Origin of the sequence: Thiocapsa sp. (assembly GCF_022340925.1) — a bacterium.
GTDB lineage: Bacteria > Pseudomonadota > Gammaproteobacteria > Chromatiales > Chromatiaceae > Thiocapsa.
In genome coordinates, this window is the sequence record NZ_JAJDNA010000013.1 from 23,740 (window position 1) to 47,172 (window position 23,433).

Annotated in this window: 22 protein-coding genes and 1 riboswitch; of the genes, 11 read left to right on the top strand and 11 right to left on the bottom strand. The window is 65.7% G+C overall.

Annotated elements, in window-relative coordinates; genetic code table 11:
• Positions 1–81: 81 nt before the first annotated feature.
• Positions 82–1,173 carry a S1C family serine protease gene (locus LJE61_RS01975; RefSeq protein WP_296910459.1) on the top strand — a complete coding sequence of 364 codons (1,092 nt, stop codon included), beginning with the start codon at positions 82–84 and terminating at the stop codon, positions 1,171–1,173.
• 46 nt (positions 1,174–1,219) lie between these two features.
• On the opposite strand, the gene LJE61_RS01980 is transcribed toward LJE61_RS01975, so the two are convergent.
• Positions 1,220–2,281 (bottom strand): aminoglycoside phosphotransferase family protein, encoded by a 1,062-nt coding sequence (locus LJE61_RS01980; protein WP_296910454.1) that lies wholly within the window; start codon positions 2,279–2,281, stop codon positions 1,220–1,222.
• Positions 2,282–2,442: 161 nt separating this feature from the next.
• On the opposite strand from LJE61_RS01980, the gene LJE61_RS01985 reads away from it, so the two are divergent.
• Genes LJE61_RS01985 through pdxA form a run of 3 tightly spaced genes read left to right on the top strand, consistent with a single transcriptional unit; the run spans position 2,443 to position 7,305 of the window.
• A complete protein-coding gene (locus LJE61_RS01985) occupies positions 2,443–4,962 on the top strand; it encodes an LPS-assembly protein LptD (protein WP_296910452.1) in 2,520 nt (839 codons plus the stop codon).
• Positions 4,943–6,301 carry a peptidylprolyl isomerase gene (locus tag LJE61_RS01990; protein ID WP_296910450.1) on the top strand — a complete coding sequence of 453 codons (1,359 nt, stop codon included), beginning with the start codon at positions 4,943–4,945 and terminating at the stop codon, positions 6,299–6,301. The genes LJE61_RS01985 and LJE61_RS01990 overlap by 20 nt, the downstream gene beginning before the upstream one ends.
• Entirely contained in the window at positions 6,298–7,305 is a 1,008-nt protein-coding gene (gene pdxA / locus LJE61_RS01995) for a 4-hydroxythreonine-4-phosphate dehydrogenase PdxA (protein WP_296910448.1), read from the top strand. The genes LJE61_RS01990 and pdxA overlap by 4 nt, the downstream gene beginning before the upstream one ends.
• Here pdxA and LJE61_RS02000 read toward each other — a convergent pair.
• Together LJE61_RS02000 and LJE61_RS02005 are read right to left on the bottom strand one after the other, a co-directional pair.
• Positions 7,253–8,191 (bottom strand): Gfo/Idh/MocA family protein, encoded by a 939-nt coding sequence (locus tag LJE61_RS02000; RefSeq protein WP_296910446.1) that lies wholly within the window; start codon positions 8,189–8,191, stop codon positions 7,253–7,255. The two genes, pdxA and LJE61_RS02000, sit on opposite strands and share 53 nt — an antisense overlap.
• A gap of 82 nt (positions 8,192–8,273) precedes the next feature.
• The gene (locus LJE61_RS02005; protein WP_296910444.1) at positions 8,274–8,441 is read right to left on the bottom strand and encodes a hypothetical protein; all 168 of its coding nucleotides are present in this window, start codon (positions 8,439–8,441) and stop codon (positions 8,274–8,276) included.
• Positions 8,442–8,598: 157 nt separating this feature from the next.
• Between LJE61_RS02005 and apaG the strand changes: the two genes are divergently transcribed.
• Together apaG and LJE61_RS02015 are read left to right on the top strand one after the other, a co-directional pair.
• Positions 8,599–8,973: a Co2+/Mg2+ efflux facilitator ApaG/CorD gene (gene apaG / locus LJE61_RS02010; protein WP_296910441.1), complete on the top strand. Its 375-nt coding sequence runs from the start codon at positions 8,599–8,601 to the stop codon at positions 8,971–8,973.
• 95 nt (positions 8,974–9,068) lie between these two features.
• Positions 9,069–9,908, top strand: a complete 840-nt coding sequence (locus LJE61_RS02015; RefSeq protein ID WP_296917270.1) for a symmetrical bis(5'-nucleosyl)-tetraphosphatase — start codon at positions 9,069–9,071, stop codon at positions 9,906–9,908.
• On the opposite strand, the gene LJE61_RS02020 is transcribed toward LJE61_RS02015, so the two are convergent.
• From LJE61_RS02020 to LJE61_RS02040, 5 genes are all read right to left on the bottom strand, one after another.
• On the bottom strand, positions 9,905–10,429 hold the full coding sequence (locus LJE61_RS02020) for a dihydrofolate reductase (protein WP_296910437.1): 525 nt from the start codon (positions 10,427–10,429) through the stop codon (positions 9,905–9,907). The genes LJE61_RS02015 and LJE61_RS02020 overlap by 4 nt on opposite strands.
• Positions 10,430–10,550: 121 nt before the next feature.
• A complete protein-coding gene (locus LJE61_RS02025) occupies positions 10,551–11,531 on the bottom strand; it encodes a helix-turn-helix transcriptional regulator (protein ID WP_296910435.1) in 981 nt (326 codons plus the stop codon).
• 10 nt (positions 11,532–11,541) lie between these two features.
• A complete protein-coding gene (gene rsfS / locus LJE61_RS02030; RefSeq protein ID WP_296910433.1) occupies positions 11,542–11,898 on the bottom strand; it encodes a ribosome silencing factor in 357 nt (118 codons plus the stop codon).
• A gap of 152 nt (positions 11,899–12,050) precedes the next feature.
• Complete coding sequence (gene nadD, locus LJE61_RS02035) at positions 12,051–12,680, bottom strand: nicotinate-nucleotide adenylyltransferase (RefSeq protein ID WP_296910432.1); 630 nt, start codon at positions 12,678–12,680, stop codon at positions 12,051–12,053.
• Positions 12,681–12,718: 38 nt separating this feature from the next.
• Positions 12,719–13,993 carry a glutamate-5-semialdehyde dehydrogenase gene (locus LJE61_RS02040; RefSeq protein ID WP_296917272.1) on the bottom strand — a complete coding sequence of 425 codons (1,275 nt, stop codon included), beginning with the start codon at positions 13,991–13,993 and terminating at the stop codon, positions 12,719–12,721.
• A 109-nt stretch (positions 13,994–14,102) separates the two neighbouring features.
• Here LJE61_RS02040 and LJE61_RS02045 point away from each other — a divergent pair, with 109 nt between their 5' ends.
• Positions 14,103–14,672, top strand: a complete 570-nt coding sequence (locus LJE61_RS02045) for an ATP/GTP-binding protein (protein WP_296910846.1) — start codon at positions 14,103–14,105, stop codon at positions 14,670–14,672.
• Positions 14,673–14,854: 182 nt separating this feature from the next.
• Here LJE61_RS02045 and holA read toward each other — a convergent pair whose 3' ends face one another.
• From holA to leuS, 3 genes are read right to left on the bottom strand one after another with little or no spacing between them, the layout of a single operon-like run.
• Entirely contained in the window at positions 14,855–15,886 is a 1,032-nt protein-coding gene (gene holA / locus LJE61_RS02050) for a DNA polymerase III subunit delta (RefSeq protein WP_296910848.1), read from the bottom strand.
• A 32-nt stretch (positions 15,887–15,918) separates the two neighbouring features.
• Positions 15,919–16,554 carry an LPS assembly lipoprotein LptE gene (locus tag LJE61_RS02055; RefSeq protein ID WP_296910850.1) on the bottom strand — a complete coding sequence of 212 codons (636 nt, stop codon included), beginning with the start codon at positions 16,552–16,554 and terminating at the stop codon, positions 15,919–15,921.
• Positions 16,555–16,586: 32 nt separating this feature from the next.
• Positions 16,587–19,253 (bottom strand): leucine--tRNA ligase, encoded by a 2,667-nt coding sequence (gene leuS / locus LJE61_RS02060; RefSeq protein ID WP_296910853.1) that lies wholly within the window; start codon positions 19,251–19,253, stop codon positions 16,587–16,589.
• Between the two features lie 239 nt (positions 19,254–19,492).
• Here leuS and LJE61_RS02065 point away from each other — a divergent pair, with 239 nt between their 5' ends.
• The 4 genes from LJE61_RS02065 to gcvPA form a co-directional block, all read left to right on the top strand.
• Positions 19,493–20,035: a zinc ribbon-containing protein gene (locus LJE61_RS02065; RefSeq protein ID WP_296910855.1), complete on the top strand. Its 543-nt coding sequence runs from the start codon at positions 19,493–19,495 to the stop codon at positions 20,033–20,035.
• 63 nt (positions 20,036–20,098) lie between these two features.
• A riboswitch (glycine riboswitch) is annotated at positions 20,099–20,187 on the top strand.
• A 362-nt stretch (positions 20,188–20,549) separates the two neighbouring features.
• On the top strand, positions 20,550–21,641 hold the full coding sequence (gene gcvT, locus LJE61_RS02070) for a glycine cleavage system aminomethyltransferase GcvT (RefSeq protein ID WP_296912808.1): 1,092 nt from the start codon (positions 20,550–20,552) through the stop codon (positions 21,639–21,641).
• Positions 21,642–21,708: 67 nt separating this feature from the next.
• The gene (gene gcvH, locus LJE61_RS02075) at positions 21,709–22,101 is read left to right on the top strand and encodes a glycine cleavage system protein GcvH (protein WP_296912809.1); all 393 of its coding nucleotides are present in this window, start codon (positions 21,709–21,711) and stop codon (positions 22,099–22,101) included.
• Positions 22,102–22,155: 54 nt separating this feature from the next.
• The coding region (gcvPA, locus tag LJE61_RS02080; protein ID WP_296917274.1) for an aminomethyl-transferring glycine dehydrogenase subunit GcvPA at positions 22,156–23,433 on the top strand (1,278 nt) is incomplete at its 3' end.

The following is a 23,433-nucleotide window of genomic DNA, read 5'->3' on the forward strand; positions in this document are numbered from 1 at the left end:
CAGTCTCGACTCAGGGTGTCGGGTCAACACCGCTCGGTTAGCTTATATCGGATGCTCAAGATTGGTCCAACCGTGCTTGTGATGACCGCGCTGGTCGGCGGGGCCAGCGGTGCGATCTCGACCCTTTGGCTATCAGGCGGCGCAGCGACGCCGGCCGACTCAGGTCAGTCGCTGCATACCCGGCGCGGTGACCTGCCGACCTTCGCCGAGGCGATCGCGCGCGTCGCTCCCGCTGTCGTGAGCATCTTCGCGACGCAGACCGACCCGCAGCTCCGCCGCACCGCGCCGCACACCGACTCGGGCCCGGTCTGGATGACGCCGCCGGGATCGGTCGCCTCGCGAACCGGCTTGGGGTCAGGGGTCATCCTTGCACCGGATGGGCTGATCCTGACCAACCGCCATGTCGTCCACGATGCTGATCGGGTGCGGGCCGTCCTCGCGGATGGACGCTCGTTCCAGGTCGTCGTGCTCGGGGTCGATCCGGATACGGACCTCGCCGTCCTTAAGGCCGATGCCGAGGGGCTGCCCACGGCGCCGATTGGACGCTCGCAGGCGCTGAGGGTCGGTGATCTCGCGCTGGCGATCGGGAACCCCTTCGGGATCGGCCAGACCGTGACGATGGGGATCGTCAGTGCCACCGGACGGGGCGAGCTGGGCATCACCAGCATCGAGAACTTCATCCAGACCGACGCCGCCATCAATCCGGGCAACTCGGGCGGCGCCCTGATCAACGCACAGGGCGAGCTGGTCGGCATCAACACCGCCATCCTCACCGAGAGCGGCGCCTCCCAGGGAGTCGGTTTTGCCATCCCCGGCGAGCTCGCGATCGAGGTCGCCAGATCCCTTGCAACGCACGGCCAGGTCTCGCGCGGGTGGATCGGCCTGCATGGACGCAGCGTGAACCCGGGCGTCGCCGAATCCTTCGGGCTGCGCACCATGCGGGGTGTGCTGGTCGCCTCGACGCTGGTAGACAGCCCGGCAGCCCGTGCCGGACTGCGCCCGGGCGACGTGGTGACCCGGGTCGACAACCGCGACGTCACCAGCGTTCAAGACCTCCTGGAAGCAATCGCAGGCGCAGGACCGAATGCGCAGATCGATCTGGAGGTCTGGCGGGGCAGCCAACGCATGCTGACTCGAGCAACGACAGAGACGCGCCCCCCGGTCGCTGACTGACCAAGTCAGATGACCGCCGTAAGACGTTGCGAAGCCTGACGCGGCCTCAGCCCGGCGCAATACGGGATCCGCACCCGGGGAGCGAGCGACCGTCGCCGCCGGGGGCAAGCGGCGGGTCGACGACCGCATCGAGTCCCGGCAGCACCCGTTCTTCCAACAGCCGCGCGAGGCCGTCCAGCTCAGCATAGCGCCCCGATACCTCGCGGACGTAGCCCAGCGTGCGGGGGATGTCTTGAAGGTAGTGCCGTTTTCCGTCGCGCAGGTTCAACCGCGCGAAGATGCCGCATGCCTTGAGATGGCGCTGCACGCCCATGAGATCGAACCAACGCAGAAAACCGTCGGGTTCGTGTTCTCGCAGCACGCCACGCTGCAACGCCAGTTGAAAGTAACCCAAGGCCCAGTCGGTCACCCTGTCTGCCGGCCAGGCGATATAGCAGTCGCGTAGAAGGGACACCAGGTCGTAGGTCACCGGCCCGACCACGGCGTCCTGGAAATCCAGGATCCCGGGATTGCCCGCATCGATCAGCATCAGATTACGCGAGTGATAGTCACGGTGGACGCAGACGCACGGCTGCTCTTCTGCATTGGCCACCAGTCGCTCATCGATGGCCGCAAGCGCGGCCGACTCCGTTTCCGTCAGCCTGAGACCGAGGAGCGAGCCGAGAAACCAGTCTTGGAAGAGACCCAGCTCACGGCGGATGAAGGGCGCGTCATAGCTCGGCAGGCCGTCCATCGGTGCGCACGCCTGGATAACCGCGAGGGCGCTCATCGCATCTCCGTAAAGACGATCGGCGGTGCCGTCCCTCAGCTCGCCGAGATAGACCCTGTCACCGAAGTCGGTGACCATCAGGAAACCGTTCGCACGATCCTCGGCTTGGACCTCCGGGGTGTTGAGGCCGACGGAACGGAAGCGCCTCGACAGATCTGCGAAACGGCCACAATCCTCAAACGCCGGCGGGGCGTCCATCAGGATCGCGGTGGTCGAGGAATGGACGAGACGCCAATAGCGACGAAAGCTGGCATCGGACGAGGCCGGCTTCAGCTCGAAGTCGCTCGAGCCCAGCACCCCGGCCACCCACAGGCGTAAACGTTCGTATCGATCAGACACAGGAGCTCCGAGCTGAGGCTTCTACGGCACGGGCCGGCGCGGCCCGCGCACCCGCCCAAGATTGCTGCGCTAGTGCAGATATGCCATGGTTGCAGGTTCATGCGAACCCGTCCACTGACCCGAGATCCGAGCGCCGGACCGCCGTCGACCTCTGACAAACTGTGCGCCTCATTTCCCTGATCCTAACCCTCTGTGCCGTCGCACCCGGACTCCTCGCCGAGGACCAGGCGTCTGGCCCCGGCGGGCCAGAGGGCATGGCTGTCGACGGGGGCGACGCGGGATTCTCAGATCCGGGCAGCGACCCCGGACGCATTCTCCTCCCGCCGCTTCAGCCGCTCGAGCCGGGTCCGCGGGAGGCCCGCCTCCCAGGGCTCGATCTGCAGGGCCCGGGCGACGGCTCGGAGGGGACGCTGCCGTTGCCGGCCGAATCGGATCGCTCAGACGAACCCCTCCGCGTGGAGCTCGCGCCCCGCGCGCTCGAGATACCCGCGGCGTGGGACCAGCGCCTGCACGCCGATCTGCCCTGGGAGTATTGCGGACCGAAGCCCGGTGCGGCCGGAATCGGCGGCGTTCCAACCCCGATGAATGCCGACGGGGTCCCGGTTCGGATCCTGGCGGATCGGGTCGATTACGACCGAAACGCCGACGTGATCGAGCTCCGGGGCGGGATCGAGGTCACGCAGGCCGAGCAAAGACTGGAGGCCGAACGATCGACCTACGACCGCCGCTCGGGGCAGCTCGACGCGAGCGGGCATGTGTACCTGGACTCGTCCGGCCTGCGCATCCAAGGGGACCGTGCCAAGTACAATCTGTTTACCAAACGGGGCAAGATCGAGGGTGCACGTTATCGCCTGTCAGGCAGCGCTAACCTGCTCGGCACGGCCGAGGAGGCAGAGATCCTATCGGACCGACAAAGCCGATACCGAAACATCACCTACACCACATGCCCACCCGGCAACGCAGACTGGTCGATCAAGGCGCGTGATCTCAAGCTCGACCAAGAGACCGGCCTGGGCCAGGCCTGGCATGCGCGCATCCGTGTCGGCAAGATTCCCGTCCTCTACAGCCCTTATCTGTTTTTTCCGATTGACGATCGTCGCCGCAGCGGATTCCTGATCCCAAGCTTCGGCTCGTCCAACACGACCGGGACCGACATCTCCATCCCCTACTACTGGAATATCGCGCCGAACATGGACGCCACCCTGACACCCCGCTACATGAGCACCCGCGGGCTGATGCTCGGTGCCCAGGTCCGCCACCTGACCCGCTTTCAGGAGCTCGAGATCAACGGCGAGGTCCTTCCCGAGGACCGCCGCGCCACCGAGGAAGGGTTGCGGGGTGCCCTGCGGATCCAGCAGGCGGGGCGACTGGGCGCACGCTGGTCGAGCTCGGTCGACTTCGCTTCGGTGTCCGACGACACCTATCTTCAAGATTTCGGCAATCGACTCGATGTCACGAGCTTGCGCAACCTGGTGCAGCGGGCCCAAGTGAACTATGCCGGGGAGGGCTGGCGCCTCCTGACGCGCGTGCAACAGTTCCAGACGATCGACACCACGATCCCGTCGGCGAGACGGCCGTACGCGCAGATGCCACACCTCGAGCTCGCGGTCCTTCCGCAGCGCTGGCAGGACCTGATCGAGTACGGCTTGGACGGACAGTACGACTTCTTCGACCACCCTACGAAGGTCCACGGCAATCGCCTGGTCGCCGTTCCGTCGCTGCGGATGCCGTTTCGGCGGGGCTTCGGCTACCTCACGCCCCGCGCGCGGCTCTACTCCATCCAGTATGACCTGACCAACCAGACCGAGGGGCTGCCCGAGCGCGAGTCCTATCTGATCCCGAGCTTCGACCTGGATGGGACCCTCTTCTTCGAGCGTGATACCCAGTGGCTGGGTACGCCGGCGCTCCAAACGCTGGAGCCCCGGCTCTACTATGTGCTCACGTCATTCGAAGACCAGTCCGATGCCCCCTTGTTCGATACCACGGCGCTCGATTTCAGCTTTGCAAGCCTGTTCCGGCCGAACCGTTTCACGGGCTTTGATCGCATCGGCGACGAAAACCGGCTCACGGTGGGGCTGACCTCACGCACCATCGCCAACGGGACGGGGGGCGAGCTCTTTCGCGCCAGTATCGGACAGATCTATTTTTTCGAGGACCGTCGCGTCCAGCTGCTCGGTCAGCCGGTTGAGGAGGAGACCCGATCCTCTGTCGCGGGCGAGCTCGCGGCGCAGCTCACCGAGAATTGGAGCGCGCGTGCAAGCGCGCAGTGGAACCCCAACAAGACCGAGCAGCCTTGGGAAAAGCGGGTGCTGCAGCTGCGCTACGCAGCGGATGACGGGCGACGCGTCAACCTCGCGTATCGATTCAACTACGCCCAGCAATCGGCGCTGCGATACGAGGACACCGACCTGTCCTTTCAGATGCCGGTCGGCCCGCGCGTCAGACTGGTCGGACGCTGGCTCTATTCGATGCTCAACGACGAAACCCTCGAGGCCTTCGCCGGCATCGAGTTCGGCCGCTGCTGCTGGCGGCTGCGTCTGCTCGGTCAGCACCTGCAGACCGGGGACGACGGCGGGAATACCAGCGTGATGTTACAGGTCGAGCTGGCCGGGCTCGGCTCATTCGGCAATCAGATCGACAAGGTCCTGGAACGAGGCATCTATGGTTATCACACGGACTAGCGGCGGCTCTCTCAAAGCGAGCGGCCGATCCCGGCCTGTCGCATTCGTCGGCATCTTCGCCAGCCTGTTGCTCGCGATGGCGGGGCCGGTGATCGGCCAGTCGCGGGTCCAAGAGCTGGATGCGATCGTCGCCGTGGTCAACGACGATGTCGTGGTCCGCAGCGAGCTCGACAGCGAGATCGATCTGATCCTGCCGCAGATGCAGCAGCAGGGCACCGTGCCGCCGCCCCGACCCCAACTCGAGAAACAGGTCTTGGATCGGCTGATTCTGAAGCGACTGCAGATCCAGCGGGCGCGCGATCTGGGTATCCAGGTCGACGACGCAACCCTCAACGAGGCCCTTACCAACATCGCCGAGCGAAACGGCCTCAGCCTGGAGGAGCTGCAATCCACGCTCGAGGCCGGCGGGATCCGCTTCGCGGACTTCCGAGAGGATACCCGCTCTCAGATCATCACGAGCCGCCTCCAGAATCAGGAGGTGGTCAACAAGATCGAGGTCAGCGACCGGGAGATCGACCGCTTTCTGGAACGCGAGTCGAGCCGCCTGGTCGAGCGCGAGCAGGTGAGGCTCCAGCACATCCTCATCGCTTTGCCCGAAGCCGCGACCCCGGCCCAGGTCCAGGGCGCGGAGGCGAAGGCCGCCCGTCTGGTCGCCGAGCTCCGAGGCGGTGCGGACTTCGGGCAGGTGGCCGCGCGTGAATCGGACGGCCGCAACGCCCTCCAGGGGGGCGACCTGGGTTGGTTCGAGATGGGTGCGGTCCCGACCATCGTGAGCGACCTGGCCTTCACCATGGCGGAGGGCGAGATCAGCGAGCCGCTCCGCAGCCCCAGTGGATTCCACATCATCAAGATGCGTGAGATCAAGGCCGCCGCCCCGAAAAACGTCACCCAGACCCAGGCCCGCCACATCCTGGTTCGAACCAATGAGCTGGTTTCCGACGAGGACGCCAAGCGGCGACTTGAGCAGTTGCGCCTGCGTATCGTTGGCGGTGAGGATTTCGGCGCCCTCGCCCGCTCTCATTCCGACGATACGGGCTCTGCCTTGAGGGGCGGCGATCTCGGCTGGGTGAATCCTGGGGATACCGTCCCCGACTTTGAGGAGACGATGAACGCCCTCGCGCCTAACGAGGTGAGTCGACCGTTTCAGAGCCCGTTCGGATGGCACATCGTACAGGTCCTCGACCGCCGTACGCAGGAGACGGGTGACGAGCTCATGCGGATCAAGGCCCGAGAGGCATTGCAGCGCCGCAAGGCCGAAGAGGCCACGGAGGAGTGGCTGCGTCAGCTGCGTGACGAGGCCTACGTCGAGATTCGACTCGAGGACGAGCCGCTACCATGATCGCCGTCACACCGGGCGAGCCCGCCGGGATCGGCCCCGACCTGGTCGTCAGACTGGCACACGAGCCGGTCGGCACCCGGATTGTCGCGATCGCCGATCCGACGCTTCTGGAAGAACGCGCCCGGCGGCTCGGCATTGCGCTGCGGATCCAGCTGCTCGACCCCCGCAGCACCGCCCTCCCCGACCCGCCGACCGGCCGGCTCGCCGTGCTGCCGGTGGCCCTGCGGCGAGCGGTGACACCCGGCCGACCGGATACCGCCAATGCCAGCTACGTGCTGCAGACGCTTCAGATCGGCTGCGATGCCTGTCTCGCCGGCACCTTCGACGCACTGGTGACGGGACCGGTGCACAAAGGCGTCATCAACGAGGCTGGTTTCCACTTCACCGGCCATACCGAGCTGCTGGCCGATCGGTGCTCGGCACATCCGGTCATGATGCTTGCGACGCCCGGCCTTCGCGTGGCCCTCGCGACCACCCATCTGCCACTCCGCCAGGTCAGCGCGGCCATCACACGCGAGCATCTGAGACACGTCCTCACCATCCTTCAGCGAGACCTGTCCGCCCGATTCGGGGTCGACGACCCCCGCATTGTTGTCTGCGGCCTGAACCCCCACGCCGGGGAAGGGGGGCATCTGGGACGCGAGGAGATCGAGGTGATCGAGCCGGTCGTTCAGGAGCTGGCGTCCAATGGCTGGCGCCTGCTGGGTCCCGTGCCGGCGGACACGGCCTTTGTCCCCGAGAGGATCGCTGAGGCCGACGCGGTCTTGGCGATGTATCACGATCAGGGGCTACCGGTGCTCAAGCACCTCGGTTTCGGTCAGGCCGTCAACGTCACCCTGGGCCTCCCGATCATCCGGACCTCCGTCGATCACGGCACTGCGCTGGAGCTCGCCGGCACCGATCGAGCCGATCTCGGCAGCCTGAGAGCGGCCCTGACCATGGCGGAGGCGCTCACTCGCCAGCGATCTTCGCGCGGACCTCGAGCGCCACCTCCAGCGCCTTGAGCCCGGTATGGCCGTCCACCAGCGGCGGCCGGCGCTGCCGGATGCAACTCACAAACTCGGCGAGCTCCCGGTCAAGCGGCTTGATCGGCTCGACAGGGATTCGCTCACGCGCGATCTCCGGTCGCGTTGCGCCCAACGCGGTTCGCGGCTCGGCGATATCGATGGTCTGGTCCAAGAAGTCCAGTGAGAGATATCGGCCCGGCTGAAAGACCCGAATCCGCCGCGTCGTCTTATCCGAGACGCGGCTGGCGACGACGTTGGCGACCGCCCCGTTTTCGAACTCCAGACGGGCGCTCGCGATATCCACATGCTCGGTAAGGACGGATGCACCGACTGCGGCAATGGCCGCGATCCGGGTCCCGACCAAGGACAGAATGATATCGATGTCGTGGATCATGAGGTCGGAAACCACATCGACATCCGTCGCGCGCTCGACGAAACCACCCATCCGCTGGGCCTCGATATAGACCGGCGCATGGATCCGCTGCGCAAGCGCCATCACGCCGGCATTGAAGCGCTCCACGTGTCCGATCTGTAAGGCCGCCCCATGCGCCTGGGCCAGGCGAACGATCTCGGCACCCTCGACCAGGTCTCCAGCGATGGGCTTTTCGAGCAAGACCGGGATGCCCCTCGAAAGAAAGGGCTCGGCTGCATGAAGATGGGCAGTGGTCGGAACGACGATGCTGACGGCGTCGACCCGCCCGACGACGTCATCGATCCTCCGACAGACGGGGCAACCCGCCTCGGCGGCAACAGCCGCTGCGCGGTCCGGGTCGGCATCGACGACGCACACCAGCTCGACGTCCGGCATGCGGGAGTAGATGAGGGCATGGAAGCGGCCCAGGTAGCCGACACCGATCACGGCGACACGAAGCTTATCGGACATAGTCACGACCGGATACAGGGTTGAACTGACCTCGACGATGCTCGGCGCCTGGACCCCTTCGGGCGAAGGCGCTGGCGCCGTCTCAACCGCCGACACCACCAGGGATGAAGTTCTGTCTCGCGATCGGGATCAGGTCCACGCCGGAGTACACGCTGATCTGGTAGGCCAGCGTCGCCGCCATTCCGACCAAGACAAAGGCGATGAGCAGCGTGAAGAGATCCGGCTTGCGACGATAAGATTTTGACCGCATTGGGGTACCGTCCATTGTCTCCAAGAAGGTCACTTCGCCATTCGACGTCCGGTGAGACATCGGACGAAGCTCCAGCAATTCCGATGACCTGGATTGCTCGCCGGGGGTATGTGTATTATCACGCGATCCGATGCGCTTGTCTGCGATGGAGAGACCGGTGAAAGAATTTTCGATCAAGATTTCGGCCAACAGCCAGTATCAACCTGAGCGTTCAGCACCGGCGGAGGGCCGCTATGTGTTCGCCTACACCATCGTGATCGAGAACCAGGGCAACCAACCCGCCCGCCTCCTGAACCGGCATTGGATCATCACTGACGCCGACGGGAAGGCCCAAGAGGTCAGAGGCGAGGGGGTGGTGGGAGAGCAACCTCACTTGCGGCCCGGCGAACGCTTCGAGTATACGAGCGGCACGATCCTTGCTACCCCAGTCGGGAGTATGCACGGCACCTACGGGATGATCGGCGACGACGGGACACGATTCGAGGCGGACATCCCGGCGTTCTCACTGGCATCCGTTGCGACCATGCACTGACGAACGAGTCAGCCGCCTCGCGATCCTGGAGCGCCAGTCAACCGGCGCGCTCAGCCACCGGACCCAGAAAACCCAAGGCAGGCCCGGAAGCGCCCATGCCCACGTTTGCCATCGGCGACATACAAGGGTGTTACCGCGACCTGCGCCGACTGCTCGACGCGATCCGATTCGATCCAGGCTCGGACCGGCTCTGGTTCGTCGGCGATCTGGTCAACCGTGGCCCGGATTCGCTCTCGGTCATGCGCTTCGTGCGCGACCTCGACGACCGGGCGGTCGTCGTTCTCGGAAACCACGACCTTCATCTCTTGGCGCTGGCCGCAGGCAACAGGCGGCACGCCGGCAAGGGCACCCTCGATGAGATCCTCAGCGCGCCGGACCGCGATGAGCTGCTGGACTGGCTGCGTCATCGTCCGCTCCTCCACCACGATTCCGACAAAGGCTTCACCCTGATCCATGCCGGCCTGCCGCCGCAATGGACCCTGGCGGAGGCACAGTCCTGTGCACGCGAGCTCGAAGCAGCACTCCGCGGTCCGCAGTGTCAAGCCTTCCTGCTCGAGATGTATGGCAACCAGCCTACTCGGTGGTCACCCGACCTCACGGGGATCCAGCGCCTGAGGTTCATTACCAACTGCCTGACCCGACTGCGGTTCTGCACACAGGAGGGTGCGCTCGCGCTGGCCGAGAAAGGGGACCTCGGCAGCCAGTCCCGAGGTCTCTTGCCGTGGTTCCGGGTCCCCGGCAGGCGCAGCCGACAGGAGCGGATCATCTTCGGCCATTGGTCCACACTCGGTTACCGAGCCGAGGACAATGTCTGGGCACTGGACAGCGGCTGTCTATGGGGCGGCGCACTGACGGCGATTCGGGTCCACCGGCGCGGGTCGATCACCCCGGTTCAGATCCCCTGCAGAGGCTACCTCCGGCCCGGCTCCAACTAATCTGAGCAGGAGGCGACTCGACGGAGCTCCAGGAAGGTCATCGCATAGCAGTTTCGCGCGTCAGCCGCGTGATCGACACGGCTGACCTCACGCCAGCTCGCGGGATTCCATCTCGGAAATCGGGTGTCGCCATCGACCGAGGCATGGACCTGCGTCAGATACAGGCAGTCGGCGCGCGGCAGCGCCTCGGCATAGAGTCCGGCACCGCCCACGATCAGCAGCTCGGCCACCGGACCGGCGGACGCAATCGCGGCGTCCAGCGAGCCGGCGACAACGCAGCCTTCCGGGCGAAACCCGGGGTCGTTCGAAAGCACGATATGACGGCGGCGGGGCAAAGGAGCCGGCAAGGACTCCCAGGTCCGTCGACCCATGACGATGGTCTTGTCGAGCGTCAGTCGCTTGAAGTGGGCCAGGTCCGCGGGGAGATGCCAGGGGAGGCGGTTGTCCCGCCCGATCACCCCGTTGTCGGCAACCGCGGCGACCAGGCAGAGGGTCGGCGTCTCTCGCTGAGTCGAGTCCATGGTGTTGCGGGCCTCCACCGCGGGGCGAGCTGAATCCTCCCGCCCACGATCCGGTCATCGGAACCGCCTGCACAGGAGGCCAAGCGGCGCGCCGATCTTCGCGTTGCCACGCATCCGCACATCAGCTCTCGCGACCGCTCTCATACTGCCCGAGTGCGCCGCGCAGACGCTCCCGGACGAGATCGCGGAGCCCCGCAGGCCCCACGACCTCGACATCAGGCCCATACTTGAGGACGTCCATCGTCAACTCCAGGGCATTGCTGTAGGGGATTCGAAGCTCGTAGCACCCGTCTTCCAGGAACCGGCCTTCCTGATCGCGATGCCACTCCTCGATGGACACCCAACGGGCACGCTCGGGACTGAACCTGAGCACGGCAACCTGGTCGGGGACGCCGGCAAAGATCCCGTAGGAGGAGGCAACGTGTTGCTCCAGCTCGGCGTCCTTGACCTGCGCGGCGTCTGCGGACAAAGGTCTCGCGGCCGCGATCGCGTCGAGAGCGAAGGTCCGCAGACCCTCGCGTAGATGACACCAGGCGTCGAGATACCAGTTGTCCCGATAGTAGACCAGTCGCTGGGGCGAGACCTCGCGCTCGCTATGCAGATCGCTGCCGCGATTGAAGTAACGGATCCAAAGCCGCTGGTGCTGCGCCAGCGCGCCGGCGACCGTCTGGAAGTGGCGGCCGCCGCGGCGCGCACCCATCTGGATCACCCGTACCCGCGCAGCAAGACCGTCGAACCCCGGTCGCTGCAGGTCGAGCAGCTCGCCGATCCGCTTCTGCAGCGGACGCAGGTGCTGGTCGAGCAGGCCCGGCTGCATGGTCTTGAGCAACTGCTGAACCGTCAGCAGCGCATGCAGCTCCGAGGCATTGAACCAGAGTCCGGGGAGCTCGTACATGGCGCCCTCAGCCAGGTCGTACCTGTAGCCGTTGTGCTCACGGTCGTAGACGATGGGTGCGTTCAGATAGAGACGCATGTCCTCGATGATTCGTTTGACCGTGGCGCGCGAACACTCAAGCTCCTCCTGGAGCCGCCGACGCGAGACCGGATAGCGAGCCGCCTGCAGGATGCGGTTGAGCTCGAAGATCCGGTCGAAGCGATCCACCGAAATGGTCCTACAGAGGCCTGGCGGCCGCCTTCGGAACCGCTGCCGGAGCGGACCAGAGCCGCTCGAGGTTGTAGAAGTCACGCACCTTGGGGAGCATGACGTGGACCACGACCCCGTTGAGGTCGACCAACGCCCACTCACCCTCGGCGACGCCCTCCAGACCCAGAGGAATCTCACCCGCCTCCTTCGATCGGAAGGCCAGAGTCTCCGCGATGGCCTTGACATGACGGTCCGAGGTGCCGGACGCCACGATCATGTAATCGGTGATGGCGGTCTTGCCCCGCACATCCATCACCTCGATGTCGCGGGCCTTCATGTCGGTCAGTGTATCGACGACCAGCTGTCGAAGTGTCTCAAGCTGCATGCGATCTCCTCTGCTCTTGGATGGGGTGTGCGTCGACACGCCGCACGGGGATTCTCGTCGCACCGCGATCCGCGATGACGACCAGGCCATCCCTGCCTGTGTCCGAAGAGCGACGGTGCCAACGTGGCCCATCGGATCGGTGCGCCTCCGGCTCACCGATAAAGCCGCTCCGATTCGATGATCGAGATCACCGCATCGGGCAACAGATAGCGCGGGCTCCAACCCTGCCGAACCAGCTCCCGCACCCGTGTCGCCGAAACATCGATCTGGGTGACCGCTTGAAACAGGATGCGCCCCGCAGGCGTCTCTGCCAACTCGCCTGGATCGTGGGAAATTCGTTGCGCCCAGAGCGCCCGTAGGCCCGGATCGGGTGGAACCGGCGGTCGCGGTCGCTGCATCACGATCACATGGGCCAGCTCAAGGATGTCGTGGGGACGATGCCAGCCCAGGAATCCGGCGAAGGCATCGGCGCCGATCAGCAGGCACAAAGGACGCTCTCGCCCGAGCTCGGCGCGCAGCGAGACCAGCGTGTGATAGGTGAAGGAGCCGCCCGGGCGCTCGATCTCACGGCGGTCCGCGACGAAACCGGTCTGCCCGGCGATCGCCGCCTCCAGCATGGCCAGTCGAAGCGCCGGCGGGGCAAGCGGGGGCGGACGATGGACCGCCACATTGAGCGGGATGAATCGAATCTCATGCAAACCCAGTGACTGGATGCAATCGAGTGCCGGCCGCAGATGCCCGAAGTGGATGGGGTCGAAGGTGCCGCCAAGGATGCCGACCATGGATCAAGCGACCAGCGCCCCCGACAAGTCCGGCGGCATCAGGTGCGCACCTCCCCATCCCCGAGCACCACGAACTTCACCGAGGTCAAGCCTTCGAGCCCGACTGGGCCACGCGCATGGAATTTGTCCGTGCTGATTCCGATCTCCGCGCCCAGACCGTATTCGAATCCGTCCGCAAAACGGGTGGAGGCATTCACCATCACCGAGCTGGAGTCGACCTCGCGCAGGAAGCGTCTGGCATGGCTGTAGTCTTCCGTGACGATGGCGTCCGTGTGGGCCGATCCATGAATCGCGATATGATCGATCGCGGCATCGAGTCCCGAGACGACCCGGACGGAGAGGATCGGCCCCAGATATTCCGTATCCCAATCAGCCTCCGTGGCCGTCTTGGCCTCGGGCAGGATCTCGCGGGTACGCTGGCAGCCCCGAAGCTCCACTCCTTTCTCGCGATAGGCCGCGCCCAACCGCGGGAGGATCATTGCTGCCACCGACTCGTCAACCAAGAGGGTTTCCATCGTGTTACAGGTGCCGTAGCGCTGCGTCTTGGCGTTCAGTGCGATGGCGAACGCCTTGTCGGGATCGGCATGCGCATCGATGAAGACATGACAGATTCCGTCCAGATGCTTGATGACCGGCACGCGGGCCTCGCGGCTGATCCGCTCGATCAGGCCCTTGCCGCCGCGCGGGATAATGACGTCGACATGCTCGGGCATGGTGATCATGGCCCCCACCGCGGCACGGTCGGTGGTGGCCACGACCTGCACGCCGTCGGCAGGCAGACCGGCCTCGACCAGACCGCGTTGGATGCAGGCCGCGATCGCCTGGTTGGACTCGAACGCCTCCGAGCCACCGCGCAGGAGTGTGGCGTTGCCCGACTTGAGACAGAGTCCGGCGGCGTCCGCAGTCACATTGGGTCGCGATTCGTAGATGATCCCGACGACGCCCAGCGGCACCCGCATACGCCCCACCTGGATCCCGGAGGGACGGAAATCGAGATCACTGATCGCGCCGATCGGGTCCGGCAGGGCAGCGATCTGCCGCAGACCCTCGATCATGCTGTCGACGCGCGCCTCGGTCAGCTCCAAGCGGTCGAGAAGCGCGGCATCCAGACCCTTCGCCGCACCTCGCTCCAGGTCGACCCGGTTGGCCGAGACGATTGCGTGGCGTCGATCATTGATCTCCGACGCGATGGCCAACAAGGCGGCGTTCTTGGAACGCGTCGCGGCGCGTGCCAGGTCGCGGGATGCCGCACGCGCACGCTGCCCGAGGCCTGACATATAGGCATCAATGTCTGAGATCTGTCGTTCGCTCATCCGGCACCTGCTGTTAATGGCTTGGGAAAGTGTAAGATTGCAGCTTGGGCCTGTATAGCGGGGAAATGACGCGGGATCCACTGATCCCGGCCCAAGAGGGCGGACAGGCGTGGACGAGCGGCTCAGACAAACCGACATCCGCGGACTCAAGCGGGTCGTTCTGTACGGCCCGGAGTCGACAGGTAAGACCACCCTCGCGCGTCAACTGGCGGCGCATTTCGATACCCTGTGGGTCGCCGAGTATGCCCGGCCGTACATCCGGGAAAAGATTCGACGAACCGGCCAAAACTGCGGGCTTGACGACATCCTCGCGATTGCGATCGGCCAGCAGGCAAGGGAAAATCGCGCAGCGGTCCGGGCAAGACATGGTCTTCTGGTCTGCGATACCGACCTGTTGACGATCAGGGCCTATTCGGACCTCTTTTTCGGCGGCATACCGGAATCCCTCAACGCCGCACTCCCCTTTATCCGTTCCGATCTCTACCTCCTGACGGACATCGACGTCCCTTGGCAGGCAGACGGGATCCGAGACCGACCAGAGAACCGCGCCCAGATGCTGGCTTATTACGAGCAGCTGCTGGATCTCTACAGCCGGCGCTACGTCAAGGTCGCGGGCGATCCGAGGCGGCGTTTCAGGGATGCCGTCAACGCTGTCGGGGATCTCCTTCGGGCCCCTTGAGGACCCGTCCTCAAGCCTCCTCTTCGAAGCGCCGGATCGCCACCGGGCGAGCCGGTTTGCAGGGCCCTGAATGCGATCCCGCGGCGAGCGCGGGACGGCCAACGGACCAAGACCGCATCGGCTGGCGTTCTATGGCTCCCTGACCACCCCTTCGGGCCTCTCCTGAAACGAGCAGATACGGGTTAACGCTGCCGGACCGGCCGGGCCAACCGAAACCCGCCTGCGGCCAGTGCGTCGGCGACGACGGCAAGTCGGTGCCAGGGGTCACCGGTGGCCAGCCCCTTGATCGACTGGTCAGTCAGTGCACACTGCTGGAGCAGCGTACGCAGCAAATGGGGCGAGAGACGCGTGAGCGCCCGCGCGATTGCCTGCAGACGCTGCGGCGGCAGGCGCCCCTGCGCGAAACCCGGCGGTCGAGATCCCGCGCTCGCCGCGGCCGCCTCGGCCAGCATCCGCAGCTCGCGTGCCAGGGCCCAAAGAACCAGGACATCGGCGGTTCCATCCGCTCGCAGGGCCGACAGAACCCTTTGCGTGCGGGCACGGTCCCCGGACAAGGCGGCATCGGTCAGTGCGAAGAGATCGAACCGCGCACTGTCGGCGAGATTGCCGAGCAGGTCGGCGACCTCGAGCGGCCCAGGGTCCCGTAAGAGGCGTTGCTTCTCGATCTCCTGGGCGGCCGCCAGGAGGTTTCCCTCGGCCCGGTCGGCCAGGAGCTCGGCCACTCCCGGTCCCGGCTGAAGACCAACGGCCTGCAGCCGCTGCGCGAGCCACCGCAACAGCTCTCGGCCCTTCAACGGCCAGACCTGAAGCAGGACGCCGACCGACTCGACCTGCTTGGCCCATCGACTCTGCAGCTCCTTGCGATCCAGCTCGGGCGCAATCATCAGGAGCAGATTGTCCGGGCAGAGGCGCTCGCAGTAGGCGAGAACCGCGGCACTCCCGTCTTTGCCGAGCCTCGCGGTGCCGATGCGCAGCTCGATCAGCTTGCGCGCAGAGAACAGCGACATGCCGTCGGCGGATGCAGCCAGCGCGTGCCAGTCGAAGCTGCCGTCCTGATGCAAGACCTCGCGCTCTGCGAATCCGTGTCGGCGCCCCGCCTCGCGGACCAAGTGCGCCGCCTCCCCGAGCTGATAAGGCTCGTCGCCGCAAATCAGATAAAGCGGGGCCGGACCACCCGCGAGTGCGTCATGGAGCTGATTGAACCGCAAGCGCATTAGGGTCTGTTACCGGGGCGTGGGAGGATGGCTCAGAGCAGCGCAACGCGCAGGCGCATTAAGATGCGATCGGCGGCGTCGCGAGCAAAATCATCGAAGATCAGGCGCTCTTCGAGCTGTTTCCCCAGCACCTCCACGTCGGGGTTGTCGAAGTTGCGCACGAGATCGAGTGACTGTGCGGGCACCTTCTGACTGCCGTCTGCGGCCACCGCATCGTAATTGACGAGATAGTGGAGCTCGTAGGCCAGGACCCGGCCACGGGCATCCACCGCGACCACCCGGGAGGTGCTGGCCTCCGAGAGGACACGCAGGATCAGCCTGGCGCCGGTCGCAGCCGGCGCCACAACCACATCGCTGCCCGCCAGCTGCTCGATGATAGCCTGACGCACCGGCGACCCGCCGGCAGACTGGATATAGATCGGGTTGAGCTCGGCCGGTATCTCCACGGCGCCGCGCAGGCGAAATCCGCAGCCAATCTGGACCAGACAGACCGATGCGAGGACCAGCAGGGCGATCGAGCGACGCCGTGCGCCGGACGTCGCCCGTATCCGCAATGGAGACCGGCGACAGCCGGCCGAGCGACCCGTCCCGGTGCGCCCGGATCCCGGCTCCCGTGTGCCGAGCGCGCGGGCTGCCTGCCCGCCCCCGCCGGCAACCGGATCTCCCATGCTCGCCTCCGGTCGTTGGACGGGTGCCGGCATCAGCCCGCTACGATGTTGATCAGCTTGTTCGGGACCAGGATGACCTTGCGTACGCTGGCTCCCCCGATGAATCGCCGCGCGTTCTCGTTCGCCAGCGCGACCGCCTCGATCTCCCCCCGTTCGGCATCCGCCGGGACGCGCACGGTCGCGCGAACCTTGCCGTTCACCTGCACCACGTAGTCGATCATGGACTGCACGAGGGCATCGGCGTCGACCTCGGGCCAGGTCGAGCAGAGGATGTCGTCGCCGAACCCGAGCTCCCGCCAGAGATGGTGGGTCACATGCGGTGCGATCGGCGCCAGGAGACGGAGCAGGATGCTCATCCCCTCACGCAGCAGGGCGCCTCGGGCCGGGGAGGCTTCGAGCTTGTAGAGGACATTGACCAGGGTCATGCAACCCGAGACCACGGTGTTGAGCCGGTGGCGCTCGTAGTCGAAGCGTGCCTTCTTCAGAACGGCATGGATCTCACGGCGGGCGCTGCGTGCCGGCTCCTCGAGGTCGTCCCCCAGCAGCACGCTCGGCGGACCCGCTCTGCGGATCGCCTCAGTCTCGGTCGTCGCGAGCGACCAGAGCCGCTTCAGGAAGCGGAAGGCCCCCTCCACGCCTTCCTCGCTCCACTCCAGCGACTGGTCCGGCGGGGCGGTGAACATGGTGTAGAGCCGCACCGTGTCGGCGCCGTAACGCTCAATCAGGGCCTGCGGGTCGACACCGTTGTTCTTCGATTTCGACATCTTCTCGATGCCGCCGAAGCGCACCGGCAGACCGTCGGACTTGAGCGACGCCCGCAACAGGCGACCCTTGTCGTCGCGCTCAACCGCCACCTCGGCCGGATTGAACCACTGCTTGCGGCCCTCGGCGTCTTCGCGATACCAGGTCTCGGCGACGACCATCCCCTGGGTCAGCAAACGCGTGAACGGCTCGTCGCAGGCGACCAGACCCTCGTCGCGCATCAGTCTGTGGAAGAAGCGCGCGTAGAGCAGATGGAGGACCGCGTGCTCGATCCCGCCAACGTATTGGTCAACCGGCAGCCAATAGTCGGCGCGCTCGTCGAGCATGGCGCTGTCGCAATCGGCGGAGCAATAGCGCGCGTAATACCAGGACGACTCGAAGAAGGTGTCGAAGGTGTCGGTCTCTCGCATCTCCCCGCCGGGAAGATGCGAGAACGACGGCATCTTCTTGAGTGGGGAGCCGGATCCGTCCACCACCAGGTCTTCGGGGAGGCATACCGGGAGATCGGTCTCGGGGCGGAGGCTGCCGTCCGGGCGCTGGACCACCGGGATCGGGCAGCCCCAGTAGCGTTGGCGCGAGACGCCCCAGTCGCGCAGCCGAAAGTTGATCCGTTTCAGGCCCTTTCCGCGCTCAGCCAACCAGGCCGCGATCGCTTCGAATGCCTCGGCACTGGTCAAGGCCGAGAACGGGCCTGAATTGATGAGCGCGCCCTTTTGCTCGAAGCGCTCGTCCCAGCCCGACCAGTCCAAGGGCGCGTGAAGGGAGTCCCCTGCGGGCCTGATGACGGGGTTGCCGCCGACCAGGTTAGCCGCGCCGGTGCCGATGTCGAGCTCAAGGTCTTTCCAGTCCTCTGGCACGATCACGGGCCGGATCGGGATCCCGTACTTGTGCGCGAAATGGAAATCGCGCTCGTCGTGCGCAGGAACCGACATCACGGCCCCGGTGCCATAGCCCATCACGACAAAGTTGGCCGCGAAGACAGGCACAACCTCCCCCGTGACCGGGTGGATGGCGTTCAGGCCGAGCGGATGACCCTTCTTCTCCATCGTCTCAATCTCGGCCTCGGAGGTCCCACCCAGACGGCATTCGTCGATGAACATCGCGAGCTCGGGCTGATCCCTCGCAGCACGGCGCGCCAGCGGGTGCTCGGCGGCCACGGCAACATAGGTCACCCCCATGAGGGTGTCCGGTCGAGTGGTGTAGATCTCCAAGGTCTCGTCCGAACCCTGGATCGCAAACGTCATCTCCACGCCCTCGGAGCGCCCGATCCAGTTGCGCTGCATGGTCCGAACCTGATCCGGCCAGCCGTCCAGGCCATCGAGCGCATCCAGCAGCTCCTGGGCATAGTCGGTGATGCGTACGAACCACTGCTGGATCTCGCGCTTCTCGACCGACGCACCGGAGCGCCAGCCCTTGCCGTCGATCACCTGCTCGTTGGCGAGCACCGTCTGGTCGATCGGATCCCAGTTCACCGTGGCCTGAGTGCGATAGGCGAGGCCCTTCTCCATCAGCCGGGTGAACAGCCACTGCTCCCAGCGGTAATAAGCCGGGTCGCAGGTCGCCAGCTCGCGGTCCCAGTCATACCCGAATCCGAGCTGCTTGAGCTGGCGGCGCATGTAGGCGATGTTGGACCGGGTCCATTGCGAGGGCGGGATGCTCTGCTTGATGGCCGCGTTCTCGGCGGGCAGCCCGAAGGCGTCCCAACCCATGGGCTGAAGCACATTCTTGCCCAGCATGCGCTGGTAGCGGGCGATGACGTCGCCGATGGTGTAATTGCGCACATGCCCCATGTGCAGCCTGCCCGAGGGATAGGGGAACATGGACAGGCAGTAGAACTTCTCGCGCGAGCGATCCTCAACGGCCTTGAATGACTGGCGTTCTTCCCAATAGAGCTGGGCCGCGGCCTCGATCGCCTGCGGGTCGTAGTCGGTCTGCATGGATGTCCGGCCTTCTGGCGCGCGCGTGACGGCAATGACCCTTAGGATAACGCAGCCAGCGGATCGGCGGCGACCGGTGAGGCCGGTCCGAGCAGGTCCGAACGGGGGGGGATGGGCGCATTGATCCGGCAAGCGCCCCCGATCCTTGCCAAATCCGCTCAATATCGCACACTTCAACCGATAGGAAGGGCCTTCAGCCATTCCATGAAGCGGGCGTGAGGCAACCGACGGAGGCCATCATGAGCAATCAAGAAGAGAAGGGCACGACGACCGACAAGCTGGTGGACGCCTACGAGCGGATGCTCAAGCACACCCATGAGGCGATCGACAAGACCCAGGCGGAAACGGCCCCGCGATTCCGCGAGATCCTGGAGAAGGCGCGGGACAATATGGTCGAGCTCGGCGAGCTGACGCGGGAAGAGGCCCACAAGGTCTCTGATTATATCCAACGCGATGTCGAGGACGCAGCGAGCTATATCGCCGAGACGGGTCAAGACATTCGCGATTGGTGGCGATTTGACCTGCAGCTGATCGAGCAGCGCATGATGGACATGTTCTCCAAGGTCGCCGACCAGACCAGCCTCCAGCTGGCTCAATGGGCCGAGACGGCCCGCCAGATGAGTCTCTATCAGGCCGGCGAGGTCACTGGTCCGGGTACGCTCGTCTGCGACCGGTGCGGCGCCGAGACCCATTTCGTCAAGGCCGGACGCATCCCAGCCTGTGCAGACTGCGGGGGGACCGCGTTTCGGCGGCGCAACAGCGAATCCGAAACCAAAGGCTGAGCTGCCGCCCACTCGGCGACGTCTGGAAATCTCGACGCACGGCGCTTATAGTCTCGTCTCGCGTGAAGTCCCGCGGGAGAGATCGGCCTCGGCCGGCGCCGAAGGCGCAACACTGCCCGGAATCGCTCAGGCAAAGGGACTGCGGGAATAACGACCGACTCTGGAGAGCGGTCGCGACCGGACCAGCGGTCGCGGCCCACCGAAGGGGCAGCAGGACCGACGCAATCGGCCGCCTGCAAACTCTCAGGTCTGGGACAGAGGGGCGGCGCCGAGGGTCCAGGTGGATCCCAACGGGCCGCGCTTGCGCCGCTATCGATCGCCGTGGGCGTTCGCGGGGGTGACTCCAACCACAGGGGCCACCGCTGTTCCGGGCGCTTTCGGACGTCGGGCTTCTGCACTCGGCAGGGCCGCAGTCCAGCACCGCCCATCCCGTTTCACCTGAACCCATCGGCCGGTTAGACGCCTTTCGACGTCCCGCCGGCGGGGCGGGCCAATCAGGCCAGTGGAGAGTGGTATGGCACTGCGTACCCCATTGTTCTCGGAGCACGAGCGTCTCGGCGCCCGGATGGTCCCATTCGGCGGCTGGGACATGCCGTTGCACTACGGCTCGCAGATCGAGGAGCATCATGCGGTGCGCCGCGGCGCGGGCATGTTCGACGTTTCCCACATGCGACCGGTCGACATCGAAGGGCCGGAGGCGCTGGCCTTTCTCAGATACCTGCTTGCCAACGACGCGAACAAGCTGACCACACCGGGCAAAGCGCTCTATAGTTGCATGCTGAATCCGCAGGGAGGGGTGGTCGACGACCTCATCCTGTTCTTCCGCGGGGCCGGGCGTTATCGGGCAGTGGTCAACGCCGCAACTGCGGACAAGGACCTGGCGTGGATGCAGCTGCAGGGCGAGGGGCGCCGGGTCCGGATCTCGCGGCGCGACGATCTGGCCATGATCGCGGTACAAGGCCCTGACGCACGTGCCCGAGCCGCACCCTTGCTGCGGGACGGATTGCGCGAGGCGGCACTGCGGATCGCCCCCTTCTTCGCTGCAGAGGATCAGCGCTGGTTCGTGGGGCGTACCGGATACACCGGCGAGGACGGCTTCGAGATCATCCTCCCGAGCGAGGATTCGATGGGGCTCTGGCGTGGCCTCGCCGCAGCGGAGGTACGCCCGTGTGGTCTGGGCGCACGCGATACGCTGAGACTGGAGGCGGGAATGAACCTCTATGGCCAAGACATGGACGAGGCGATTGGCCCGCTCGAATCCGGACTCTCCTGGACCGTCGCCTGGACCCCCGAGGAGCGCGAGTTTGTCGGTCGCGAGGCCCTCAAGGCACAACGCGATCACCCCGAACGGCGGGACTTCGTCGGCTTGCTGTTGACCGGACGGGGCATCCTTCGCCCAGGTCAAGCGGTCCTTGCGAACGGACGAGTCGTCGGGGAGGTGACTTCAGGCGGCTTTTCGCCGACCTTGGAGCGCTCGATCGCATTCGCGCGGATTGCCCCCATCCCCTCCGCGCATTGCACGGTCGTGATCCGCGGCAGAGAGGTCTCCGCGCGCGTCGTCAATCCACCGTTCGTGAGGCACGGCACGATCCGCGTAACCCTGTGACTCGAGTGGACCCAGCCAGCCGGCAAACACACGACTGTCAGCCGGTGTCATTCCATCGGAGCCAACCATGAGCGACGTCCCTGCAGACCTGAGATACACCAAGAGCCACGAATGGGTGAGGAACAATGGTGACGGGACCGTCACCGTCGGCATCACCGACCATGCCCAGGAGGCACTGGGTGACATCGTCTTCGTGGAGATCCCCGAAACGGGCCGGGAGGTCGAAGCCGAAGAGGCCTGTGCCGTGGTCGAGTCGGTCAAGGCCGCCTCGGATATCTATGCCCCACTCGCCGGCGAGGTGATCGAATCGAACGATCTCCTGAACGATAGCCCGGATGCAATCAACAACAGCCCTTACGATGAAGGTTGGATCTTCCGACTTGCACCGAACGATATGGCGGCACTCTCGGGGCTTCTGGATGCGGCTGCCTACCGGCAGGTCGTCGAGGACGAGGTCTGAGGTCGATCGCTGGCCCCATCTGAAGGGCCCGCAACCCGGGCCCCGGAACCTTCTATGCCCTTCGTACCCCATACCCAGGACGACATCACGGCGATGCTCGAGAGCATCGGCGTCGCCAGTACCGATGATCTGTTCGACGAGATCCCCGCCGAGCTGCGCATCGGCGAGCTGACCGCCATCCCAACCGCCCTGGCTGAGATGGAGATCGCCGCACTGATGCAGTCACGCGCCCGCGCGGACGGGCAGCCGCTCTGCTTCATCGGCGCCGGCGCCTATGACCACCACGTCCCTGCAGCGGTCTGGCAGATCGCCACGCGAGGGGAGTTCTACAGCGCCTACACGCCCTATCAGGCGGAGGCCAGCCAGGGCACCTTGCAGCTGCTCTATGAGTTTCAGTCGATGATGGCTGCCCTGACCGGGCTGGACGTCTCCAACGCCTCGCTCTATGACGGCGCCTCCGGGCTCGCCGAGGCGGTCCTCATGGCCGTGCGATCCAATCGCCGGGCAAAGTCCGGGAGGGTCCTCATCCCCCGTGCCCTGCACCCGGCCTATCGGCGCACCCTGCGCAGCATCGTCGCCCCACAAAGCATCGAGCTGGTCGAGGTCCCGTTCGATCCTCAGGGTGGGCATACCCCTGTCGCGGCGCTGGATGCGCTCACAGATCAGGGCCCCTATGCTGCCCTGGTGATCACCCAGCCGAGCTTCTTCGGTGTGCTCGAAGACGTCGACGAGCTGACCGACTGGGCGCATGCCCGGGGAGCGCTGGTCATCGGCGTCGTCAACCCGACCGCGCTCGCCCTGCTCTCACCGCCAGGGGACTGGGGCACCGCAGGGGCCGACATTGCCTGCGGCGAGGCCCAGCCGTTGGGGATGCCGCTCGCCTCGGGCGGACCCTATGCCGGGTTTCTCTGTTGTCGGCGGGAGCTCGTGCGGCAACTGCCGGGACGCATCGTCGGGCGGACCCTGGATCTCGACGGCAAGCCCGGCTTCACACTCACGCTCCAGGCCCGCGAGCAGCACATCCGGCGCAACAAGGCGACCTCGAACATCTGCACCAACCAGGGCCTGCTCGTCACCGCAGCCACCATCCACATGGCCATCCTGGGTGCCGAGGGGCTGGAGCGTGTGGCCGCCTCGTGTCATGCCAAGACCAGACAGCTCACGGGGATGCTCTGCGAGGTCCCGGGAGTTGAACCGCTCTTCGACCGAGCCGTCTTTCACGAGCAGGCCCTGCGGCTCCCAGCTGCCACCCAGGACGTCCTCCGGTCCCTGGCCGCCCACAATGTTCTCGGGGGATTCGATCTCGGCCGGGACTATCCGGAGCTCGACCCC

What these genes read in the sequence shown, in the direction of transcription:
- LJE61_RS02000 (WP_296910446.1), bottom strand. Translation starts at nt 8,191, where the DNA reads ATGTCCGATAAGCTTCGTGTCGCCGTGATCGGTGTCGGCTACCTGGGC.
- LJE61_RS02005 (WP_296910444.1), bottom strand. Translation starts at nt 8,441, where the DNA reads ATGCGGTCAAAATCTTATCGTCGCAAGCCGGATCTCTTCACGCTGCTC.
- LJE61_RS02055 (WP_296910850.1), bottom strand. Translation starts at nt 16,554, where the DNA reads ATGGGAGATCCGGTTGCCGGCGGGGGCGGGCAGGCAGCCCGCGCGCTC.
- leuS (WP_296910853.1), bottom strand. Translation starts at nt 19,253, where the DNA reads ATGCAGACCGACTACGACCCGCAGGCGATCGAGGCCGCGGCCCAGCTC.
- LJE61_RS02015 (WP_296917270.1), top strand. Translation starts at nt 9,069, where the DNA reads ATGCCCACGTTTGCCATCGGCGACATACAAGGGTGTTACCGCGACCTG.
- holA (WP_296910848.1), bottom strand. Translation starts at nt 15,886, where the DNA reads ATGCGCTTGCGGTTCAATCAGCTCCATGACGCACTCGCGGGTGGTCCG.
- rsfS (WP_296910433.1), bottom strand. Translation starts at nt 11,898, where the DNA reads ATGCAGCTTGAGACACTTCGACAGCTGGTCGTCGATACACTGACCGAC.
- LJE61_RS02065 (WP_296910855.1), top strand. Translation starts at nt 19,493, where the DNA reads ATGAGCAATCAAGAAGAGAAGGGCACGACGACCGACAAGCTGGTGGAC.
- LJE61_RS01975 (WP_296910459.1), top strand. Translation starts at nt 82, where the DNA reads ATGACCGCGCTGGTCGGCGGGGCCAGCGGTGCGATCTCGACCCTTTGG.
- pdxA (WP_296910448.1), top strand. Translation starts at nt 6,298, where the DNA reads ATGATCGCCGTCACACCGGGCGAGCCCGCCGGGATCGGCCCCGACCTG.
- LJE61_RS02040 (WP_296917272.1), bottom strand. Translation starts at nt 13,993, where the DNA reads ATGAGCGAACGACAGATCTCAGACATTGATGCCTATATGTCAGGCCTC.
- nadD (WP_296910432.1), bottom strand. Translation starts at nt 12,680, where the DNA reads ATGGTCGGCATCCTTGGCGGCACCTTCGACCCCATCCACTTCGGGCAT.
- LJE61_RS01990 (WP_296910450.1), top strand. Translation starts at nt 4,943, where the DNA reads ATGGTTATCACACGGACTAGCGGCGGCTCTCTCAAAGCGAGCGGCCGA.
- LJE61_RS02020 (WP_296910437.1), bottom strand. Translation starts at nt 10,429, where the DNA reads ATGGACTCGACTCAGCGAGAGACGCCGACCCTCTGCCTGGTCGCCGCG.
- gcvH (WP_296912809.1), top strand. Translation starts at nt 21,709, where the DNA reads ATGAGCGACGTCCCTGCAGACCTGAGATACACCAAGAGCCACGAATGG.
- gcvT (WP_296912808.1), top strand. Translation starts at nt 20,550, where the DNA reads ATGGCACTGCGTACCCCATTGTTCTCGGAGCACGAGCGTCTCGGCGCC.